Below are 18,567 nucleotides of genomic sequence, written 5' to 3' on the forward strand. Positions count from 1 at the left end.
AACAATCATACCACAATTTAAAGGTTTCAATAACATCTTCACATTATGATTTTGGGTGGGAAGGAAAAAGTAACTCAGGTTTTCGTAACTTAGATTACTATTATGCAAGTGATATAAAAAAAGAAAATGATTTGTATATTATTAATGAAATCTTTAATGTCAATACTGGAGCTACCGAAATAAATGGTGAGGTTATACTTACAAGAACTTCTTTTTCCGTAGGAAAAAAGAGAAATGATTGTATTGATAATGAAAAGAAAGATTGGCTTATTCAAAAAATAATAGAACAATATAATTAAGGGTTGTTTTTTAATATGATAAATCCCTTTTAGTTTTGTAAGACGTCTTACTAACAAAATAATTTACAGGGTATTTTATTATCGCAATGTTATTGAAACCTTTAAATTGTGGTATGATTGTTCATGATGAAACATACGTTCGATCATAATGTAAATATCAAAGAACAGGTTACAGTGAAAAAACTTTCCAGCGTTGTTTCGTTGACAAACAGTTTTATGAAATTATTTATATGTCTGATACAGGAGAGATTGTGAAAAGGTGTGTCAAAGTTAATGCAGTCATTGATCGCACTGTAAAAGCCTTCTGCCATCTTAGAAAAGCATCGAGAACATTTAAAATTGATAACATAAGTCCAGGTTTTTCGGTGATAAGAGGAGGAGAAATGGATGGAGCAAATGAGTATGGCACAGAAGAAAGTTTTTGATGCAGTAGTTGAGTTATCTGAGGAATTAAGTTATTCTCCAACGTTTAGAGAAATTGCGGAGAGAGCAGGTTTGAAATCGCAATCCACTGTTTATGGACATATGAAAAAACTTGAGGAAAAAGGTTTTGTCGAATGGGATAAAAGTAAACCGAGGATATTAAAAATAGTAGATACTATCTAGCATAGACGTCAGGAACTAACTGATATGTGTTAGTGTTGAATTTTGGATAACTATGTATTAACTATAGAGGATGTTATTTATAATAGTAGAAAGTGAACAATGATGTTAATTTATTGCCCACGTTGATAATCTTAGTTAATATTATATAGAAGAAACTAGCTTACAACTGCTTATTGTTAATTATTCGAATTCAAGAAGTTAAGCAAGAGACGGTGCTTAATTTTATGAATTTAAATATTTATCGAAAATCAAGATAAAAAAGTAGGTATGAATAATCATCCTTCATACGATTCAATAATTCTCGAATCACCGTACTTTGATACAGCTTTTTTTATTTAATATTTTTGATGCATTTAAAAATAGTCGTAAATGAAGATTCTATGGGTTAACATAAATACAATGTAAAGTTATAAAACCCGTCTGTAATATGCAGACGGGTTTTGTTGAGGTGATAAGCAAAATGTTAACATCATCGTGTTTGTTATTTTATGTTCAGGGTAATTATTGTAGATAATTGATTCTTTCTTTAGCAGTGATTTGTTATCAATGGTTAATAAGGGGATGCAATATGATTTACATAGGTTTGACAGGTTGGGGAGATCATTACACGCTGTATCCAGAAAATCAAGCGGGGGCAAAAAAGCTTCTGTCATATGCTGCTCATTTTCCGATTGTAGAATTAGATTCAAGCTTTTATGCGGTTCAACCGAAGCGAAATATGGAGAAATGGGTGAGTGAGACACCTGAACGTTTTCAATTTGTAGTAAAAGCTTATCAGGGTATGACTGGTCATCAGCGTGGTGAGATTCCGTTTACAACAAAAAGAGAAATGTTTGAAGCATTTTTAAATTCCATTCAGCCGCTACAAGATTCAGGAAAATTAAGTATGGTTCTTTTTCAATTCCCACCATGGTTCGATTGTAAGAAAGAACATGTTACGTATTTGCGATACTGCAAAGATAGGATGGGAGATGTACCTGTTGCACTTGAGTTTCGAAATCAAACTTGGTTTGAACCAAAATACTATGAACAGACGTTAACCTTCATGGAAAAGGAAAAGTGGATTCACAGCATTTGTGATGAACCACAAGTAGGAAAAGGTAGTGTACCTACAATATTGCATGCGACAGACGATAATAAGACGTTAATTCGTTTTCACGGCCGAAATGTTGAAGGTTGGAGAAAACCGAAACATGGTAATTGGCGTGAAGTGCGTTATCTTTATCGATATAATAAGAAAGAACTTAGTGAATGGTGTGAATGGTTGAATAAACTCAACAATCAAACAAAAGATATATATATCGTTTTTAATAATAATTCAGGTGGAGATGCAGCAGATAATGCTAAACAAATGATGGAAATTCTTAATATTAACTATACAGGACTTGCACCACGTCAACTCGATTTATTTGGTAATGAGTTATAAAATTAGAGTTGTATATCTCATTGTTCATATCATTTAAGAGTATTGATAGAAATCGTACTAAGTTAGTTAAGTTTAGTGTAGTGCAGGATGGAAGTAGGTGGATGACAATTGATTTGGGTTATTTTATTTGTAATAGGGTTAGTAGCAGGTATACTTGGAAGCATTGTTGGACTTGGTGGTGGAATCATACTTGTTCCTGCATTGCTATTTTTAGGAACATACGCAGAAGCATTCCATAATATTACACCTCAGCTTGCTGTAGGGACATCACTTCTCGTTATTATCTTTACAGGGTTAGCATCGACGTTAAGTTATATGAAATATAAAACGATAGACTATAAGAGTGGACTAATCTTTTTTATAGGAAGTGGTCCTGGAAGTATTATTGGAGCATTTGTGAATAATTACTTGAAAGTAGAACAGTTCCAACTATATTTTGGATTATTAATGATTGTTTTAGCTATCGTGTTACTTTTTAAAGATAGGCTAAAGCCTGCAAAAAATAAGGAGATTAAAGGGATTGTTCGCCATTTTAAAGATTTAAATGGAGAAGAATTTGTATATGGGTTCAGGCCGTTAACTGGATGGAGTGTGGCCTTTGTAGTTGGATTCTTATCTGGATTATTTGGGATTGGTGGTGGGTCACTAATGGTTCCAGCCATGATGTTAATTTTTCAATTTCCACCACATGTTGCAGTGGCAACTTCAATGTTTATGATTACCCTCTCCTCAATCGTTAGTTCTATCACACACATCACTCTTGGAAATATCGATTGGATCTTTGCAGCTGCACTTATTCCAGGCGCATGGTTTGGAGGACGGATAGGTGCAGTTCTTAATCAAAAATTAAAAAGTAATACTGTTGTCATTCTATTACGTATAATATTAGTAATCATTGGTATTAGGCTCATTTATCAATCATTCTAAGAGGTTGTTCAAAAAGACTGAGCATTAAGGCTAAGAATATATACCTCGTGAGATTGCTTCGAATTTGATGGCTGTTGGCTTACATTTCATTGAATTCTTTGCCCTTTTTGACTTCCTTTTTGTATACTCTCTTTAATAGAAGAGGGGGAAACGCATGTCGAAGGTTTATTTGTATCATTCAAACGATTTACATAGTCATTTCGATGCTTGGACAAGAATGAGTACATTTTTTTCTCAAGTTCGAGAAAAACACGATGAACGTACTGATGAGACGTTTTTCTTTGATATTGGTGATCATATGGATAGAGCACATTGGCTCAGTGATGCTACAGAAGGGAAAGCGAATGTAACACTAATGAACAGTGTTGGTTATGATGCTGTAACATTTGGAAATAATGAAGGGATTACGTTATCTAAAGAGGGCCTAGATACATTGTATAAGGATGCTGAGTTTACTGTCCTTGCAGCAAATTTGTATGATAATGATGGAAATCGTCCTCACTGGACAAGGCCTTATGAGATTTATACATTAAAAAATGGCATGAGAATGGCTGTTATTGGTTTAACTGTACCGTTTGAAAAATTTTATTCACAATTAGGGTGGAAAGTGACTTCTCCTTATGAAGAATTAGATAAGTTGTTATCGTCTATTAAATTAAAGGCTGATGTAATTATTTTACTCTCACATTTAGGTATAAAAGATGATGAAAAAATAGCTGAAAAATATGAAGAGGTCGATGTGATTATGGGTGGTCATACACACCACCTTTTTGAAAATGGAAAAATGATGAATCAAACCTTACTTGCAGCAGCTGGAAAACATGGCCATTATGCTGGGGAAATATGTCTTACTTTTGATGACAGGAAAAAAGTATTGATTCATAAACAGGCAATTACACATTTAATAGATGAAGTGGATGAGTCGTTAGAGACGAAGTCGTTACTCGATGAATTAGAAGAAGGGGTAGACAAACGTTACAATAATCAAGTTGTTCATTTGGAACAACCTCTTCCTGTATCGTGGTTTTCAAACTCAATTATTACTGAACTATTAGTCTCTGGATTAAGAGAGTGGGTAGGTGTAGATGCGGCTATGATGAATGCAGGAGTTATATTAGCTGATCTACCTGCTGGACCAGTGACGAGAAAAGATATTCATCATATTTGCCCGCATCCTATTAATCCTTGCAAGATTAGTTTAACTGGTTCAGAGTTAAAAGCGGTAATTGAAAAAAGTTTTACAAAACAGATGCAGGAATTAGAATTTAAAGGGTTAGGATTTCGAGGTAAAGTAATGGGTGCTATGGTGTTTGACAATATTGAAATTGAATGGGAAATATTAAATGATGAAGAACCTATATTAAAACAAATCCGACTTAACGGAGTTATTGTTGATCACAATAAATCATATCTTATAGCAACGCTTGATATGTTTACATTTGGATACTTATATCCTGAAATGTCTCATAAAACGGAGAAGCAATATTACATGCCCGAAATGCTTCGAGATGTATTTGCTTGGAAATTAAAAAAAGAGTACGGTTAAAGGAATCATCGTATATCAAACGTGAGTTAAGTTTCGCGTTATCCTTTACACCCTTTGCGATAAACATGCATACGTTATTATCGAGAGGGAGTGAGGATAATGGTGACAGTTACCCCAATTGAGATTGAAGGAAAACACTTTACTGCAGTTACTTTGAGTCTGCCTAAAACAAATTTCATGGCAGTTACAAGTGATAAGGGATATATTATGTGTGGTGCACTCGATGTTGCTCTTTTAAATGAAAAATTAAAGGATCGGAAAATAATTGCAGGAAGAGCAGTTGGCGTTAGAACGATCGAACAGTTGCTAGAAGCACCATTACAGATGGTGACAATTGAAGCGGAAAACATAGGAATCCATGAGGGGATGAAAGGCAAGGATGCTATGTTGAAAATGTTGTGATTTAAGGGCGGTCTCTGTCAGTAGAGACGCCTTTTTTAAGTTAATGAAAAGGAGCTTAAACCTCAATCTTATGTTGTGAAATATCGTTACACGTATTTATACATAACCTCCACACTTTCTAAAACGATACTCCTTAAAAGTGTATTAAGATAGTACATCTGATTAAAGTAAGTCCTCACATTTCACCATTAAAACATATCTATAACAAGTGCAAAATTATTGAACATCTCCAATATTTATAATTTAATAGTTTACTTGGCAAGGAAAAAATGAAAAAATGAATAATATAGAGAATTAGGAAAATTATTGTTTTCAATCATAAGTGAATTGTCTCATTATAACAATACATATATAGTCAGGAGTTCATTATGAGATTAGTAAGTATAGATTCCTTAAGAGAGAATGTCGTGTTAGAGAAACCAATATTTAATGATAAAGGTCAAGTTTTACTTGGTGAGGGAGTAGTCTTAACTAATAAATTGATCAATCGTTTAAAAGAACACGGTGTTGATCATGTTTGTATAGTTGATCAGTTGTCCGAAGGCATAAAGTTAACAGAACCAATCTCGATAGAAACTAGAATGCAGGCAATGAGTACGATTAAAGAAACATTAGAAAGTGTGCATAAAAATCACGATCTATCAAAAGCTTTTGTTCAAGGTGGTTTGGACAAGCAATTTAATGAAGTTATAAGGAATATATTACGTGATATTAGTAGAATTCCAGAGGCAATATCTCTTATGTCTGATGTGTATTCTTATGATAATTACATTTTTTCACATTCTTTGAATGTGACCATATATTCTCTAGCCCTTGCATATCAATTAAAACTATCGCCGCGAGAACTAGAGGAAATAGGCATAGGGGCAATGTTACATGATGTTGGGAAGATGATGGTTCCAATAGAAATTCTAACTAAACCTGGTCGATTAACTGATGAAGAATTCGTTGAAATGAAAAATCATGCCGAATATGGATTTAATATATTGAGAAAAGTGCCTACACTTTCATTAGTAACTGCGCATTGTGCATATCAACATCATGAACGTATTGATGGTAGTGGGTATCCACGTGGGTTAAAAGGTAGGGATATACATTATTATAGTAGAATTATCGCCGTTGCAGACGTGTATGATGCTGTAACTTCTAATCGAGTATATAGAAGAGCGATGCTGCCACATGAAGGTTTAGAAATTTTGTATGCAGGTTCTGGTACGCAATTTGATAAAGAATTAATCGACGCATTTCGGAAGGCAATTATTATTTATCCACCTGGATTGAAAGTGGAACTTAGTGATCAGAGGAAAGGTATTGTCATTCGTTCAAATCCAGGACTAAGTGAGCGGCCAATTATTCGTATCATTGAAGAAGCGGGTAGGCAGTGTGGGAAACCGTATGAGTTAGATTTATCAAAAGATTTGAATACCGTTATTACAGGTGCAGATTTAACATTATAGAAAAAATTAAGAATATGGCGTGAGCTGCTTTCTTCTTGCATACATATGTACAAGAAGGAGGGAGTTTGTATGGCTCGCAGGCGGCTACGTCTGAAAAGAAGAGGACCACTTCCTTTTCGTTATGTCTTTCTTATTACATTTATCACCTTTATAATCCTTACATTTCAAGGTTTATGGATTATTAATGAAGGAATTAAGCCAGCTCTACTAAACATTGCAGAAGCAAAAACACAACAAATTGCTAATAAAGCAATTAATCAAGCATTCAATAAAAAGTTAGCCGAAGATTTAAATGTAGATCAGCTTGTGTTTATTGAAAAGGACTCAACAGGAAAAGTCACTTCTATAGGTTGGAATCAAAGGGTAGTTAGTACTGTATTACGAGAAACGACATATCGTGTACAGGAATACTTAACTCAAGTTGAAGAAGGGAATATTCCAGATACAGGAATGCCTCCTGATATTGATATTGAAGTTGATGATCCAGAGAAGAGACGACAAGGTATTGTTTATGAAATGCCACTTGGTCAAGCAACGAATAATGCCTTACTTGCAAATTTAGGACCAAAAGTGCCTGTCCGCTTTACAGCGATTGGTTCAGTAAGACCTGATGTTCGAGAAGAAATCACATCATATGGAATAAATAATGCCAAATTCAAAGTTTTTATTCATGTTGAAGTTGATCTTCGAGTCGTAATCCCTTTTGCAGCTAAAGCAACTACAGTTTCAGCTGATATCCCTGTCGATATTCGCATCATACAAGGTGATGTTCCATATTTATACAATAGTGGTGGAAGTGGTACTGTTAATCCATCATTTATACCTCCGAAAGATGTACGATAAGTTTGTCAATATAATAATTTGCTGTTATAATGAACTCTGTTCAAAAAATAAAATAAAGTATTGCCTTCTCATAACGATGAGGTAGAGGTGCAAAAAACAAGAGTATAATCCACGAGGATGACAACGAAGACTGGATTGGAAAGGGTTTTTTGCCGAAGCAGAGAAAAAAGGTCGCTTATTCTCTGTTGGGGCTGTCCTGAATAAGGGCGGAACTGTCGCTGTAAAGTACGTTTAACAGCGGAGTGCTCCTATCGTGATGGAGGATAACATAACATTACAAATGGGGTAATGATAGGTTATTTTCTATCGTTACCTTTTTTGTGTTTATTTTTGCATTATTGTTGTGAAAACTTTTGTCCAGGTTTCCTTTTCTATTTTATTATTTATGAAAATAATAACAAATAGATTCTTTATCGAGTGAGTTTGAGAAGGCACGAGAAAAAGGAGTAGGAAGATGGAAGGAACATTTTATACAATTATTCCACCAATCGCTGCGATCTTAATGGTAGTGTTAACAAGACGGGTATTGCTTTCACTAGGCGTTGGTATATTAGTTGGAGCATGGGTGTTAACTCAATCAATAGGTGGTACATTCTCTACCATATTTGCAAGCTTTAAAGCCGTCTTTATTTCTGATGGTGCACTAAATACATGGAATGTGTATATTTTATTGTTTTTGGTATTACTAGGTATTATGACTGCGTTCATTACGATAAGTGGTGGTAGTCGTGCATTCGGAGAATGGGCAATGAACCGAGTGAAGACACGAGCGGGTGCTCAGCTAGTGACGGCATTTTTAGGTATTATTATTTTTATTGATGACTATTTTAATAGTTTAGCTGTAGGGCAGGTTAGTCGGCCTCTTACAGATCGTCATCGTATTTCAAGAGCAAAGCTTGCTTATTTAATTGATTCTACATCAGCACCGATTTGTGTAATTTCGCCAGTTTCAAGCTGGGGTGCATATATTATTGCTTTAATTGGTTCGATTTTAGTAGCACATGAAGTGACAGATGTATCAGCATTTACAGCATTTATTCAAATGATTCCGATGAATTTATATGTTTTTGTAGCAATTTTACTCGTTTTTGCAACAGCTATATTTAATATTGATCTATTTAGTATGAAGAAACACGAAAAACGTGCTATTGATACAGGTGAGGTTGTTGATTCGAGTAAGGGTGATATTCCTGGTGAATTAAAATCAGAACTTCCAATGAGTAAAGAGGGAAAAGTTACAGATCTAGTTGTCCCTATCATTTCTCTAATTATTGGTACGGTAACAGCGATGATTTACACAGGTGTCAAAGCAACTGAAGGACCTGCAACAATTTTAAGTGCTTTTGAGAATACTGATGTAGCAGCATCTCTCGTTTACGGTGGTACTTTTGGATTAGTAGTGACACTTCTTATGTATGCAAGACATAAGATGGGAAGTAACGTTTTAAGAGCAGGTTTAGTAGAAGGTACGAAATCAATGTTACCGGCTATTTATATTTTAATCTTCGCATGGGTAATAGTAGATATCATTGGTCAGTTAGGAACGGGAGAATATTTAGCAGAAATCGTTAAACAGTCAAACATGAATATTGCTTATCTTCCAGTTGTTCTTTTCTTATTATCTGGTGTAATGGCTTTTGCAACGGGTACATCATGGGGAACATTTGGTATTATGCTTCCAATTGCAGGAGAAATTGCTGCTGCAACAGATATTACGTTATTGCTTCCAGCACTTTCAGCTGTTTTAGCGGGATCTGTATTTGGAGATCATTGTTCTCCAATTTCAGATACAACAATTCTTTCATCTACTGGTGCAGGTGCGCATCATATTGATCATGTATTAACACAACTTCCGTATGCTATATTATCTGCAATCATTGCGTCAATTGGTTACATTGCACTTGGTTTAACAGGTAGTACACTTGTAGGTCTTGGATTCAGTGTAGCTTTATTAGTAGTAGTTGTATTCATTTTTCGTAGTACAGCTTCAAAACCAGCATAGTACAACCTAAGTATGTTGAGGCATATTAGGGTGAAAATATAATATAATAATTTTGTGATTTTAGATGTTTAATGAATGGTTTTTGAGAGCAAAGAAGGAGAACTTCTTTGCTCTTTTTTATTATAAAAAAATAAGTTTATATGCTTTTATGTCGAGTTTAGTATGAAAATGGTGCTATATGGAATGTGTAAAGAATAATGAATGGTGATGCTTATATATATTGATTATCGTTTAATACCTATTAATTGACGCTCTCTAATTCATATCACGACTTATAGAGACGGATGAAGACAATTATTGTTAGTTAGTCGATTAACTTTTATTATATTTAATACTATGGATAAGGTGATCATACAAGTTAAGAATATACTTTTATATTAAGATAATATGCTTAGGTAAATAATTTAAAGAATACTTTGACATATTGTCCTAGTGCGTCTATACTAGGTATAGAAATTATAATTATCTGAAAACACTAAATCTTAGCAATTCTACTCTAGGTGTTTCACTACGAGAATGGGTTGTACTAATGAATTAAGGAGGGTGTCTTTTATGGAAAATCGTCCACAATGGGGGACACGTGCCGGGTTTATATTAGCGGCAGTAGGTTCAGCGGTAGGTCTAGGTAACATTTGGCGTTTCCCAGCGACGGCGTATGAGAATGGTGGAGGTGCTTTCTTCTTACCTTATCTTATCGCGTTATTAACAGCTGGTATTCCACTATTAGTTTTGGAATTTACGATTGGTCATAAGTATCGTGGGTCAGCACCATTATCTTATGCTCGAATGAATAAGAAGACAGAATGGATGGGATGGTGGCAAGTTGCCATATCATTTGTCATTTCTACTTATTATTCAGTAATTATTGCTTGGGCTGTAATGTATAGTATCTTCTCTTTCGATTTGAAATGGGGTAGTGATACTGAATCGTTCTTATATAATGATTATTTAAAATTAACGGTTGATGCTGGTCAAACAGGTTCTATCGTACCTAGTGTATTCATTCCACTTATTATTGTGTGGATTATTGTATTAGGTGTCTTAACTAAAGGTGTTAAAAAAGGTATTGAAGTTGCAAATAAAATTTTCATTCCATTATTAGTGGTATTATTCTTATTTGTATGTATTCGTGCGGTAACATTAGAGGGTGCTGCATTAGGCCTAGATGCATTCTTCAAACCAAATTGGTCATTGATGTCTGACCCTAAAGTATGGGTAGCGGCATATGGACAAATTTTCTTTAGTTTATCAATTGCATTTGCAATTATGGTTACGTACTCAAGTTATCTTCCAAAGAAATCAGATATTACGAACAATGCATTTATTACAGGTTTCGCAAACTCATCTTTTGAGCTTCTTGCTGGTATTGGTGTATTCAGTGCATTAGGATTTATGGCTACACAACAAGGCTTAGGAGTAGAAGAGGTTGTTGCTGGTGGAGTTGGGTTAGCATTTGTTGTTTTCCCACAAATCATTAATGAATTCCCTGCATTAAATGGTCTGTTTGGATTCTTATTCTTCGGTTCATTAGTGCTTGCTGGATTATCGTCACTAATCTCAATTGTTGAAACTTTCGTTGCTGGTGTACAAGATAAATTCAATATTTCTCGTACAAAATCAGTACTTATCGGTGGAGGACTTTCAGCATTAGTTTCAATCTTGTTTGCGACGCAAGGTGGATTATTATTCCTTGATGTAGCTGACTACTTCATTAATAACTTCGGTATTGCATTAGCTGGATTAATTGAAGTTATTGCTGTAGCTTGGGTTTTACGTAATATGAAAGATTTGAAAGACCATGCAAATGGCGTTTCAGATATTCGTTTAGGCTCTTGGTGGACTATTTGTTTAAGTGTTATTACACCTGTTGTTTTAGGATTCATGATGATTCGCTTATTCATTGAAAATATTAAAGAACCTTATGGTGGATATCCAATGCAATTTGTTGTTTCGTACGGCTGGATAGTAGCAGCATTTGCTATTTTGATAGGCTTTGTTTTCTCAATGAAAAAGTGGAAGGCAGATACACTTGAAATTCCTACTGATAACAAGGAGGTATCGAGCTAATGAGCATGGGAGCACTTTTTATGATGGTTATCGGTATCATTGTATTATGGGGAGGATTTTTTGCTAGCGTATTAAACGCGGTGAAAAAATCAAAATCTTAAAAATAAAAAGACTGATTTAACATTGAGTAACTAATGTTAAATCAGTCTTTTTTCTTATTTCTTCTTACGTTCAATACGTTCTTTTCTTTCCCAAGCTCTTAAGTATGGATATGGATCAAAAGACCATTCAGTTATACCGTTATCTTTGTACATACCGTAATGAAGATGTGGGGGGAACTTTCCTTGTGTTCCAGGTGGACCATAACCAGAACTACCGACATACCCAATGATCGTGCCTGGTTCTACAATTGACCCAACGTCTATTCCTTTTTCAAATCCTCTTAAATGAGCGAGATAATGATATACATTATTAATGTCTCGAATACCTATTCTCCAACCTCCATATTCATTCCAACCTTTCATTTCTACAAAACCATAACCTGTTGCTTTTACAGGTACACCATAACCTGCAAACAGATCTGTTCCTTCGTGAATTCGTAATCCTCCCCACCCACGACGATCTCCCCAAGTACTTCGATAACTGTAATTTGCATGTAAAGGAAGTGGGAATGCATGTTTATCAAGGTTCACGCCGTACTTTTCATATATACGAGCGTAATTCATTATGAAATTTACCGTTTTATCTCTTTTATAATAATCCCATAAGGCTATTTTAAGGTTTTCCTTGTCCGTTCCATAAGAAGATAAGTACATAGCCATTGTATAAATAACATCTTCGTCATTTGTTCGATCTGCTTTACCATCACCATTTCCATCTAATCCAATGCCATTGAAGATTTCAATCGACAATGGATCGTTGTCAATTATATCTGGATTTAATGGACCTACCCATTGTTGAGGTGAAAAATAAATACCAATTAATGTTTCAGTGTCTGGTAGGTCCTTTCTAGCATTACGTATGTTACGTTCGTATTGATCAACCGCCGCAAAATAATACCATGGAATTTGTGTGATTGTTTCCATTTTACTATATAAGTGTTGTCGCCCCTCATAGTCTGTTGTTGCTGAAACTGTCAGCGGTACACTGTAGATAACAAATACGATAAGACATATAGCTATTTTCTTCACAGACCACATCCTCCTTTGAAGTCTATTTAAGAATTAGTGTTTGTCTTATCGCTATAATTCATATGTGGAAAAAATAGGTGATGAGTTCGTTTGAAGGAAAAATGTCTACAGTAGAAACACTTAGTTGGAAACAGCTACGAGGATATGTTAAAGTGATGTTGTAGTTTGTAAACAGTCAAAGATAAATATTTATAAATAGAAATAAATTTTTTCACGAATTATGTGTTTGAAATACAACATAGATAGAGATGGAGTGACCTGTATGGCAAAGAGTGAAGAGCATATCAGAAAGCCCGATTGGCTTAAGATTAAGTTAAATACAAATAAAAACTACAACGGTCTTAAGAAGATGATGAGAGAAAAAAGTCTACATACAGTATGTGAAGAGGCAAAATGCCCTAACATTCACGAGTGTTGGGGTGAAAGGAAAACTGCTACATTCATGATCTTAGGTGATGTTTGTACGCGTGCCTGTCGCTTCTGTGCTGTTAAGACTGGTCTTCCGAGTGAACTTGATTGGCAAGAACCAGAACGTGTAGCAGCTTCGGTTAAATTAATGAAATTGAAGCATGTTGTTGTTACAGCTGTTGCAAGAGATGACTTAAAAGATGGTGGAGCTACTGTATTTGCAGAGACAGTACGTAAAATCCGTGAATTTTCTCCGAATACATCAATTGAAGTTTTGCCTTCAGATATGAGTGGAGATGAAGAAAATCTACGTATCTTAATGGATGCAGGTCCAAGTATTATGAATCATAATATTGAAACGGTGCGCCGCTTAACTCCGAGAGTTCGTGCACGTGCAAAATATGATCGTACATTAGAATTTTTACGTCGAGCAAAAGAAATGAATTCAGAAATTCCAACTAAATCGAGTCTAATGATTGGTTTGGGTGAAACAATGGAAGAGATTATTGAAACAATGGACGATCTTCGCGCAAATAATGTAGATATTATTACAATTGGACAATATCTACAACCTACAAAAAAACACTTGAAGGTTCAAAAATACTATCATCCAGACGAGTTTGCTGAGTTGAAGGAAATTGCAATGAGTAAAGGGTTTAGCCATTGTGAAGCAGGACCGCTTGTTCGTTCTTCTTATCATGCTGATGAGCAAGTAAATGCAGCAAAACAAAAATAATGTAAAAAGCCGTCATCTACATAGGTTTCTTGTAGAGCGGCTTTTTTGGTTAACAATTATTTGTTCATATCTTCATCTAAACCTTCATTGACCTCTCCTTGCATTTCACCATTTTCATTTTCTCCCGTACTCATTTTTTTACCTTGAGGAGACTTTAACATTTGCTTAATCATGTCATCGATGTTGTACTCAACATTGTCTGTATACACATTCATGCCAGAATAACGCTCAATTTCGTCTAATTTTTTAACATCATCTGATACGTACACGTGATAATACCGTGGTACGACAGATAAAGCTGTTTTTTTAACTTGATCCGCTGTTTCATTGCGATCCTGAGAATCGGTTTGATAAGCGATTAACACTTCTTCATCAGTAACCAAAGTTGCAACATCATTCACATTTGGAATCTGTGTAGCCATTTTACTAATCATGCTTGCAACTTGCTCACGGTTAAGGATGGGAAGATCATTATTATCTATTCGATTATCTGATGCCATCTTCTTCTGGTATCGGACGAAACCGTATTGTGTGGCAGTTGAATCTGCATTACCCATTTGGGTATTATAACCTTCGTTGTAATTACTCATGTTCATTGTGTTATTATTCCCATAGGCACCTTCATTTACCTCATTACCAGCTTGACAACCACTGAGGAACAGCGTACCCAAAAGACCAACAGTCATTAATGATTTATTCATCTTATGCACCTCCTCGATTATTAGCTTGACCAAATTATTTTAGTTAATAAGTAGTAATTGCTGGACATAGACAAGTATATGAAAACCTGCATTTTATGATAAAATGTAAAAAAGTAGAGGTGAGTATATGAACATTCAAGTGGAAGGTATTACATACGAAATTATTGAAGATGTAAAAAATGGATTCAACGAAGAAGCATTCAAAGACAGATATAGTGAAATATTACATAGATATGATTATATTGTAGGCGATTGGGGTTACAATCAGCTTCGCTTACGTGGTTTTTTTGATGACCAAAATCAACGATCTACTTATGATACGAAAATTAGCACTCTTTCTGAATGGCTGTATGAATATTGTAATTTCGGGTGTGCGTATTTTGTATTGAGAAAAATTCGTAAATAAAGTCACACTTAATTGTGCGACTTTATCATTAGTTCGTTGATGTTATTGCGTAGTTCATAAGGTTTGAGTGTGGGCGAAATGTACCTCTTCGGTATGCAACATTATTTACCGGTATATGGACTCTCTTCGTTTTTATTCGGGTCATCGTGTGTAGGGTGCGCACCGGGAAACTTTCTTTCAAGGTTTTGGTGTAGTGATTTGAATTCATAGTTAAAGGCACTATAATAACGTTGACCTTCTTTCCATGAAGAGCTTTTGTTAATTACCGGTGTTTCCTTATTTCTAGGTGCGCCGTAAGGCCCCTCTGGGAGCTGTTCAGGTGTTAAAAAGTTACGTTGAGTTTCAACGTTAGAAAAATCGGAATATTGAGCTTTCTCTTTTTTCATAAGAAAAAGCACCTCCTTAAACAGTATAATTACCGTAGGAAGTGCTTTTCATGTAGAAAATAAAATTAACCTGTAATTCCTTTTAAAAATTCTTTTAGCTCTTCAGCATCCTCTTCATTCATGTTGTATGCGTGCTCAAGATAGCCCTCTTCATTTAAATCATCAGGACCAATAATTGCAAATCGCCCACTTTGAATATCTAAAACGAGCTGCTTTCCATAATAACGACTCGTTTTAACGATAGCTAAGTCAAAGCGTTGATTCTCACCCATAAAGCTTATGAAACGTGTATCAGAGTTTTCTTTCTCATCATATAAGAAAAAACGTTCAGACATGTTTATACTCCTTTCTTTTATATTTTGCACATAAATTTGTCCGTAGGATTAATCTTCCGTTCGTAAGTGAGGTTTATTGTTCAAGTGATGGTGAGTCTTAATGTAACGAACAGTACCAGTTTTTGCACGCATAACGATAGAATCAGTTTCAGCAAGGTCACCACCTAGGAAGCGGACACCGTTAACTAGTTCTCCAGCAGAAACCCCAGTTGCAGCGAAAATTGCATCATCACCACCAACTAAGTCGTTAAGCGTCAATAGTTGACGAGGGTCTTCAAGTCCCATTTTCTTACACCGTTCGACTTCACTTTCATTATAAGGAACAAGACGAGCTTGCATATCTCCACGTAGCGCCTTAATTGCCGCAGCAGAAATAACACCTTCTGGTGCACCACCAGTTCCAATGAAAAGATCGATCCCTGTTTGAGGTAAAGCTGTTGCAATCGCAGCACCTACATCCCCATCTTCAAATAATTTAACACGAGCTCCTTTAGCTCGAATGCGTTCAATAAGATCGGCATGACGATCACGTTCTTGTATAATAACGGTTAAGTCATGAACACGTTTGTTATTGGCTTCTGCGACAATATCAATTGTTTTTTCAATTGGATCATCTAATGAGATTTTTCCAGCTGCGTTTTTTCCTACAGCTATTTTTTGCATATACATATCAGGCGCATGTAAAAGATTGCCACGATCAGCAATCGCTATTACAGCTAATGCATTTTGGTGACCTTTTGCTACAATATTGGTACCTTCTAGTGGATCAACTGCTATATCGACAGCAGGTCCATTTTTTGTGCCCAATTCCTCACCAATATAAAGCATAGGTGCTTCGTCTAATTCACCTTCACCAATAACAACTGTTCCATCCATGCTAACCGAATCAAACATCGTGCGCATTGCCGTTGTAGCAGCATCATCAGCTTCATTCTTTTTTCCACGACCGAGCCATTGAGCAGATGCGATGGCTGCTGCCTCTGTTACCCGTACAAGTTCAAGTGCTAGTTCTCTTTCCAAGTTCGTCTCCTCCAATACCTCGTCTTTCCCTTATATAAGATAATGTCTACAATTGTAAGAAAATAGGGAGATTTCTGATGTTGATGAAACGGCCTATTTTTAGAAAGTAGCCTCATTATTAGTAAATCATTTTAAAGGGGATAGGTCGGTTTTCTTTTTTAATCACTACTATCATAGCAAAGCATTTATAAAAAAGGAAAAGCTTTCGGAGAGGTTAGACATCTTTATGGACAAAAATATAAGATAAGAAAGTGTAAATTGTGAAGCTATTTAGTTATGAATATCCTTCAGATCAGGTAATCGGTTTATTGATACTAATAAGGTAAGCTTTACTTTATTGCAAGTTGATATAAACTGTTTTTTCTAATTTTGTCCGCTTTGTGATTTTTTTAATCTCTATATACTATCTATGCTAAAATAGAACAGGCATATAGATGGAAAATGCGTTAGAAATATGAGGGGTGACAGAATGTATTTTGTTGATCGAGATCAAATAGAAGCGAAATTGTTTTATTTAGAAGAATTATCTCAGTGGTTGAAAGAAGAGAGAAATTTTGAACAAATTACTGAAAAGATCGCTTTAGAACGTGTTGCTCATATGACAATTGAAGCCATTATTGATGTAGGTAATGCAATGATAGATGGATTTATTATGCGTGATCCAGGAAGCTATGATGATGTAATAGATATTATGTTGGATGAAAAGGTAATTGATAATGAAGACGAACGTGTCTTCAAGCAATTCATTACATATCGTAAAATGCTCGTTCAACATTATTTGGACATTAATCATGAACAACTAAGAAGTGTCTTTCAAACTGAAGCAGAGCGCCTGCCGAACTTTGCTCAAAAGGTAAGACGTTATTTAGAAGAAGAATTAGGTCCAGTGTCGGCTTTTAAGCCATAATATAGAAGTTTTGTGAAATAGGAAATAATTCACAATTGTAAAAGTTATATCGATTTTGTCTATTAGATCTATCTACAATAAAGATTTTTCGCACATAAAAATGAATGTTAAACCTAAGTCGATGGAATGATAGAGTATATATAGATTGAGAAAGTAGGCTAAGCATGCAGAAATACACCGGTTATTTAATCGATCTAGATGGAACAATGTATAGAGGCAGTGAACGTATTGAAGCAGCATCTGATTTTGTGAAAGCATTGAAAGATCGCGAACTTCCATACCTTTTTGTTACAAATAACTCTTCTACAAGACCAGAAAAGGTTGCGCAAAAGTTGCGAAGTTTTGACATTCCTGCTTCTGAAGACCAAGTGTTCACAACGAGCATGGCAACAGCAAACTATATTGCAAAAGAAAAAAAGAATGCCTCTGTTTATTATATTGGTGAAGAGGGACTTGAATTTGCACTCAAAGAAAAAGGTTTAGAAATAGTATCTGAGCATCCTGATTATGTTGTTGTTGGAATTGATCGTGATATTAATTATGAGAAATTAACTAAGGCATGTCTTGGTGTGCGTGCAGGAGCAACATTCATCTCTACTAATAGTGATATCGCCATACCAACTGAACGTGGTCTTCTTCCTGGTAATGGCTCTTTGACGTCAGTTATTGCTGTTTCTACACAAATAAAGCCGACATTTATCGGAAAGCCTGAATCAATCATTATGGAACAGGCGCTAGAGGCACTTGGAACAAATAAGAATCAAACAATAATGATTGGTGATAATTATGATACTGATATAATGGCTGGAATGAACGCTGGTTTAGATACTCTGCTTGTTCATACTGGGGTTACATCAAAAGAGCGATTAACTGAATATGATAGTCAACCGACTTATACAGTTGACTCATTGCAAGATTGGATTCAATATTTATAAGAGTGTATCTACACGCAATAAACGTTGT

General features: G+C 35.2%; 21 protein-coding genes and 1 riboswitch. Of the genes, 16 read left to right on the forward strand and 5 right to left on the reverse strand.

Translation table 11 applies throughout. The features are described 5' to 3' along the window. From BFG57_RS18780 to BFG57_RS18525, 12 genes are all read left to right on the forward strand, one after another. Positions 1 to 299 (forward strand): hypothetical protein (locus tag BFG57_RS18780; protein ID WP_175428255.1); only part of this gene is annotated, 299 nt, incomplete at its 5' end. A 230-nt stretch (positions 300 to 529) separates the two neighbouring features. After that, positions 530 to 724, forward strand: coding sequence for a hypothetical protein (locus BFG57_RS18520; protein WP_139125040.1), 195 nt, complete (start codon positions 530 to 532; stop codon positions 722 to 724). Next, a complete protein-coding gene (locus BFG57_RS02680) occupies positions 687 to 905 on the forward strand; it encodes a LexA family protein (RefSeq protein ID WP_069715925.1) in 219 nt (72 codons plus the stop codon). The genes BFG57_RS18520 and BFG57_RS02680 overlap by 38 nt, the downstream gene beginning before the upstream one ends. Positions 906 to 1,473: 568 nt before the next feature. Further along, a complete protein-coding gene (locus BFG57_RS02685; protein ID WP_069715926.1) occupies positions 1,474 to 2,331 on the forward strand; it encodes a DUF72 domain-containing protein in 858 nt (285 codons plus the stop codon). A gap of 108 nt (positions 2,332 to 2,439) precedes the next feature. Then, positions 2,440 to 3,258 carry a sulfite exporter TauE/SafE family protein gene (locus BFG57_RS02690; RefSeq protein WP_069715927.1) on the forward strand — a complete coding sequence of 273 codons (819 nt, stop codon included), beginning with the start codon at positions 2,440 to 2,442 and terminating at the stop codon, positions 3,256 to 3,258. A gap of 154 nt (positions 3,259 to 3,412) precedes the next feature. Then, on the forward strand, positions 3,413 to 4,804 hold the full coding sequence (locus BFG57_RS02695; protein ID WP_069715928.1) for a bifunctional metallophosphatase/5'-nucleotidase: 1,392 nt from the start codon (positions 3,413 to 3,415) through the stop codon (positions 4,802 to 4,804). 99 nt (positions 4,805 to 4,903) lie between these two features. Next, positions 4,904 to 5,206, forward strand: a complete 303-nt coding sequence (locus BFG57_RS02700) for a YunC family protein (protein ID WP_069715929.1) — start codon at positions 4,904 to 4,906, stop codon at positions 5,204 to 5,206. A gap of 368 nt (positions 5,207 to 5,574) precedes the next feature. Continuing rightward, positions 5,575 to 6,663, forward strand: coding sequence for an HD-GYP domain-containing protein (locus BFG57_RS02705; RefSeq protein WP_069715930.1), 1,089 nt, complete (start codon positions 5,575 to 5,577; stop codon positions 6,661 to 6,663). Positions 6,664 to 6,732: 69 nt separating this feature from the next. Further along, positions 6,733 to 7,506, forward strand: a complete 774-nt coding sequence (yunB, locus tag BFG57_RS02710; RefSeq protein ID WP_069715931.1) for a sporulation protein YunB — start codon at positions 6,733 to 6,735, stop codon at positions 7,504 to 7,506. A gap of 74 nt (positions 7,507 to 7,580) precedes the next feature. Beyond that, a riboswitch (Lysine riboswitch) is annotated at positions 7,581 to 7,762 on the forward strand. Positions 7,763 to 7,960: 198 nt separating this feature from the next. Next, a complete protein-coding gene (locus tag BFG57_RS02715) occupies positions 7,961 to 9,508 on the forward strand; it encodes a Na+/H+ antiporter NhaC family protein (RefSeq protein WP_069715932.1) in 1,548 nt (515 codons plus the stop codon). A gap of 552 nt (positions 9,509 to 10,060) precedes the next feature. Continuing rightward, the gene (locus BFG57_RS02720; RefSeq protein WP_069715933.1) at positions 10,061 to 11,575 is read left to right on the forward strand and encodes a sodium-dependent transporter; all 1,515 of its coding nucleotides are present in this window, start codon (positions 10,061 to 10,063) and stop codon (positions 11,573 to 11,575) included. Then, on the forward strand, positions 11,575 to 11,676 hold the full coding sequence (locus tag BFG57_RS18525; protein WP_139125041.1) for a MetS family NSS transporter small subunit: 102 nt from the start codon (positions 11,575 to 11,577) through the stop codon (positions 11,674 to 11,676). The genes BFG57_RS02720 and BFG57_RS18525 overlap by 1 nt, the downstream gene beginning before the upstream one ends. 54 nt (positions 11,677 to 11,730) lie before the next feature. Here BFG57_RS18525 and BFG57_RS02725 read toward each other — a convergent pair whose 3' ends face one another. Beyond that, a complete protein-coding gene (locus BFG57_RS02725) occupies positions 11,731 to 12,714 on the reverse strand; it encodes a M23 family metallopeptidase (RefSeq protein WP_083249026.1) in 984 nt (327 codons plus the stop codon). A gap of 253 nt (positions 12,715 to 12,967) precedes the next feature. Here BFG57_RS02725 and lipA point away from each other — a divergent pair, with 253 nt between their 5' ends. Continuing rightward, positions 12,968 to 13,849, forward strand: a complete 882-nt coding sequence (gene lipA, locus BFG57_RS02730) for a lipoyl synthase (protein WP_069715935.1) — start codon at positions 12,968 to 12,970, stop codon at positions 13,847 to 13,849. Between the two features lie 56 nt (positions 13,850 to 13,905). Here the strand turns inward: lipA and BFG57_RS02735 are convergent, their stop codons facing one another. Further along, the gene (locus BFG57_RS02735) at positions 13,906 to 14,550 is read right to left on the reverse strand and encodes a YhcN/YlaJ family sporulation lipoprotein (RefSeq protein WP_069715936.1); all 645 of its coding nucleotides are present in this window, start codon (positions 14,548 to 14,550) and stop codon (positions 13,906 to 13,908) included. Between the two features lie 127 nt (positions 14,551 to 14,677). On the opposite strand from BFG57_RS02735, the gene BFG57_RS02740 reads away from it, so the two are divergent. Beyond that, complete coding sequence (locus BFG57_RS02740) at positions 14,678 to 14,956, forward strand: YutD family protein (RefSeq protein WP_069715937.1); 279 nt, start codon at positions 14,678 to 14,680, stop codon at positions 14,954 to 14,956. A 101-nt stretch (positions 14,957 to 15,057) separates the two neighbouring features. Here the strand turns inward: BFG57_RS02740 and BFG57_RS02745 are convergent, their stop codons facing one another. The 3 genes from BFG57_RS02745 to glpX all read right to left on the reverse strand — a co-directional run bounded on the left by BFG57_RS02745 (position 15,058) and on the right by glpX (position 16,697). Next, positions 15,058 to 15,342, reverse strand: coding sequence for a cytosolic protein (locus BFG57_RS02745; RefSeq protein WP_069715938.1), 285 nt, complete (start codon positions 15,340 to 15,342; stop codon positions 15,058 to 15,060). 65 nt (positions 15,343 to 15,407) lie between these two features. Beyond that, the gene (locus BFG57_RS02750; protein WP_069715939.1) at positions 15,408 to 15,677 is read right to left on the reverse strand and encodes a DUF3055 domain-containing protein; all 270 of its coding nucleotides are present in this window, start codon (positions 15,675 to 15,677) and stop codon (positions 15,408 to 15,410) included. 48 nt (positions 15,678 to 15,725) lie between these two features. Next, positions 15,726 to 16,697, reverse strand: coding sequence for a class II fructose-bisphosphatase (gene glpX, locus BFG57_RS02755; protein ID WP_069715940.1), 972 nt, complete (start codon positions 16,695 to 16,697; stop codon positions 15,726 to 15,728). A 469-nt stretch (positions 16,698 to 17,166) separates the two neighbouring features. On the opposite strand from glpX, the gene BFG57_RS02760 reads away from it, so the two are divergent. Both BFG57_RS02760 and BFG57_RS02765 read left to right on the forward strand, forming a co-directional pair. Beyond that, a complete protein-coding gene (locus tag BFG57_RS02760) occupies positions 17,167 to 17,604 on the forward strand; it encodes a DUF86 domain-containing protein (protein ID WP_069715941.1) in 438 nt (145 codons plus the stop codon). Positions 17,605 to 17,768: 164 nt separating this feature from the next. Then, positions 17,769 to 18,539: a TIGR01457 family HAD-type hydrolase gene (locus BFG57_RS02765; protein ID WP_069715942.1), complete on the forward strand. Its 771-nt coding sequence runs from the start codon at positions 17,769 to 17,771 to the stop codon at positions 18,537 to 18,539. The last annotated feature ends 28 nt before the right edge of the window (positions 18,540 to 18,567 follow it).

Origin of the sequence: Bacillus solimangrovi (assembly GCF_001742425.1) — a bacterium.
In the GTDB taxonomy this organism is placed as follows: Bacteria; Bacillota; Bacilli; order Bacillales; family Bacillaceae_N; genus Bacillus_AV; species Bacillus_AV solimangrovi.

Coding starts and splice junctions, on each gene's coding strand:
- BFG57_RS18520 (WP_139125040.1), top strand. CDS start 530: ATGTCTGATACAGGAGAGATTGTGAAAAGGTGTGTCAAAGTTAATGCA.
- BFG57_RS02680 (WP_069715925.1), top strand. CDS start 687: ATGGAGCAAATGAGTATGGCACAGAAGAAAGTTTTTGATGCAGTAGTT.
- BFG57_RS02685 (WP_069715926.1), top strand. CDS start 1,474: ATGATTTACATAGGTTTGACAGGTTGGGGAGATCATTACACGCTGTAT.
- BFG57_RS02695 (WP_069715928.1), top strand. CDS start 3,413: ATGTCGAAGGTTTATTTGTATCATTCAAACGATTTACATAGTCATTTC.
- BFG57_RS02700 (WP_069715929.1), top strand. CDS start 4,904: ATGGTGACAGTTACCCCAATTGAGATTGAAGGAAAACACTTTACTGCA.
- BFG57_RS02705 (WP_069715930.1), top strand. CDS start 5,575: ATGAGATTAGTAAGTATAGATTCCTTAAGAGAGAATGTCGTGTTAGAG.
- yunB (WP_069715931.1), top strand. CDS start 6,733: ATGGCTCGCAGGCGGCTACGTCTGAAAAGAAGAGGACCACTTCCTTTT.
- BFG57_RS02715 (WP_069715932.1), top strand. CDS start 7,961: ATGGAAGGAACATTTTATACAATTATTCCACCAATCGCTGCGATCTTA.
- BFG57_RS02720 (WP_069715933.1), top strand. CDS start 10,061: ATGGAAAATCGTCCACAATGGGGGACACGTGCCGGGTTTATATTAGCG.
- BFG57_RS18525 (WP_139125041.1), top strand. CDS start 11,575: ATGAGCATGGGAGCACTTTTTATGATGGTTATCGGTATCATTGTATTA.
- BFG57_RS02725 (WP_083249026.1), bottom strand. CDS start 12,714: ATGTGGTCTGTGAAGAAAATAGCTATATGTCTTATCGTATTTGTTATC.
- lipA (WP_069715935.1), top strand. CDS start 12,968: ATGGCAAAGAGTGAAGAGCATATCAGAAAGCCCGATTGGCTTAAGATT.
- BFG57_RS02735 (WP_069715936.1), bottom strand. CDS start 14,550: ATGAATAAATCATTAATGACTGTTGGTCTTTTGGGTACGCTGTTCCTC.
- BFG57_RS02740 (WP_069715937.1), top strand. CDS start 14,678: ATGAACATTCAAGTGGAAGGTATTACATACGAAATTATTGAAGATGTA.
- BFG57_RS02745 (WP_069715938.1), bottom strand. CDS start 15,342: ATGAAAAAAGAGAAAGCTCAATATTCCGATTTTTCTAACGTTGAAACT.
- BFG57_RS02750 (WP_069715939.1), bottom strand. CDS start 15,677: ATGTCTGAACGTTTTTTCTTATATGATGAGAAAGAAAACTCTGATACA.
- BFG57_RS02760 (WP_069715941.1), top strand. CDS start 17,167: ATGTATTTTGTTGATCGAGATCAAATAGAAGCGAAATTGTTTTATTTA.
- BFG57_RS02765 (WP_069715942.1), top strand. CDS start 17,769: ATGCAGAAATACACCGGTTATTTAATCGATCTAGATGGAACAATGTAT.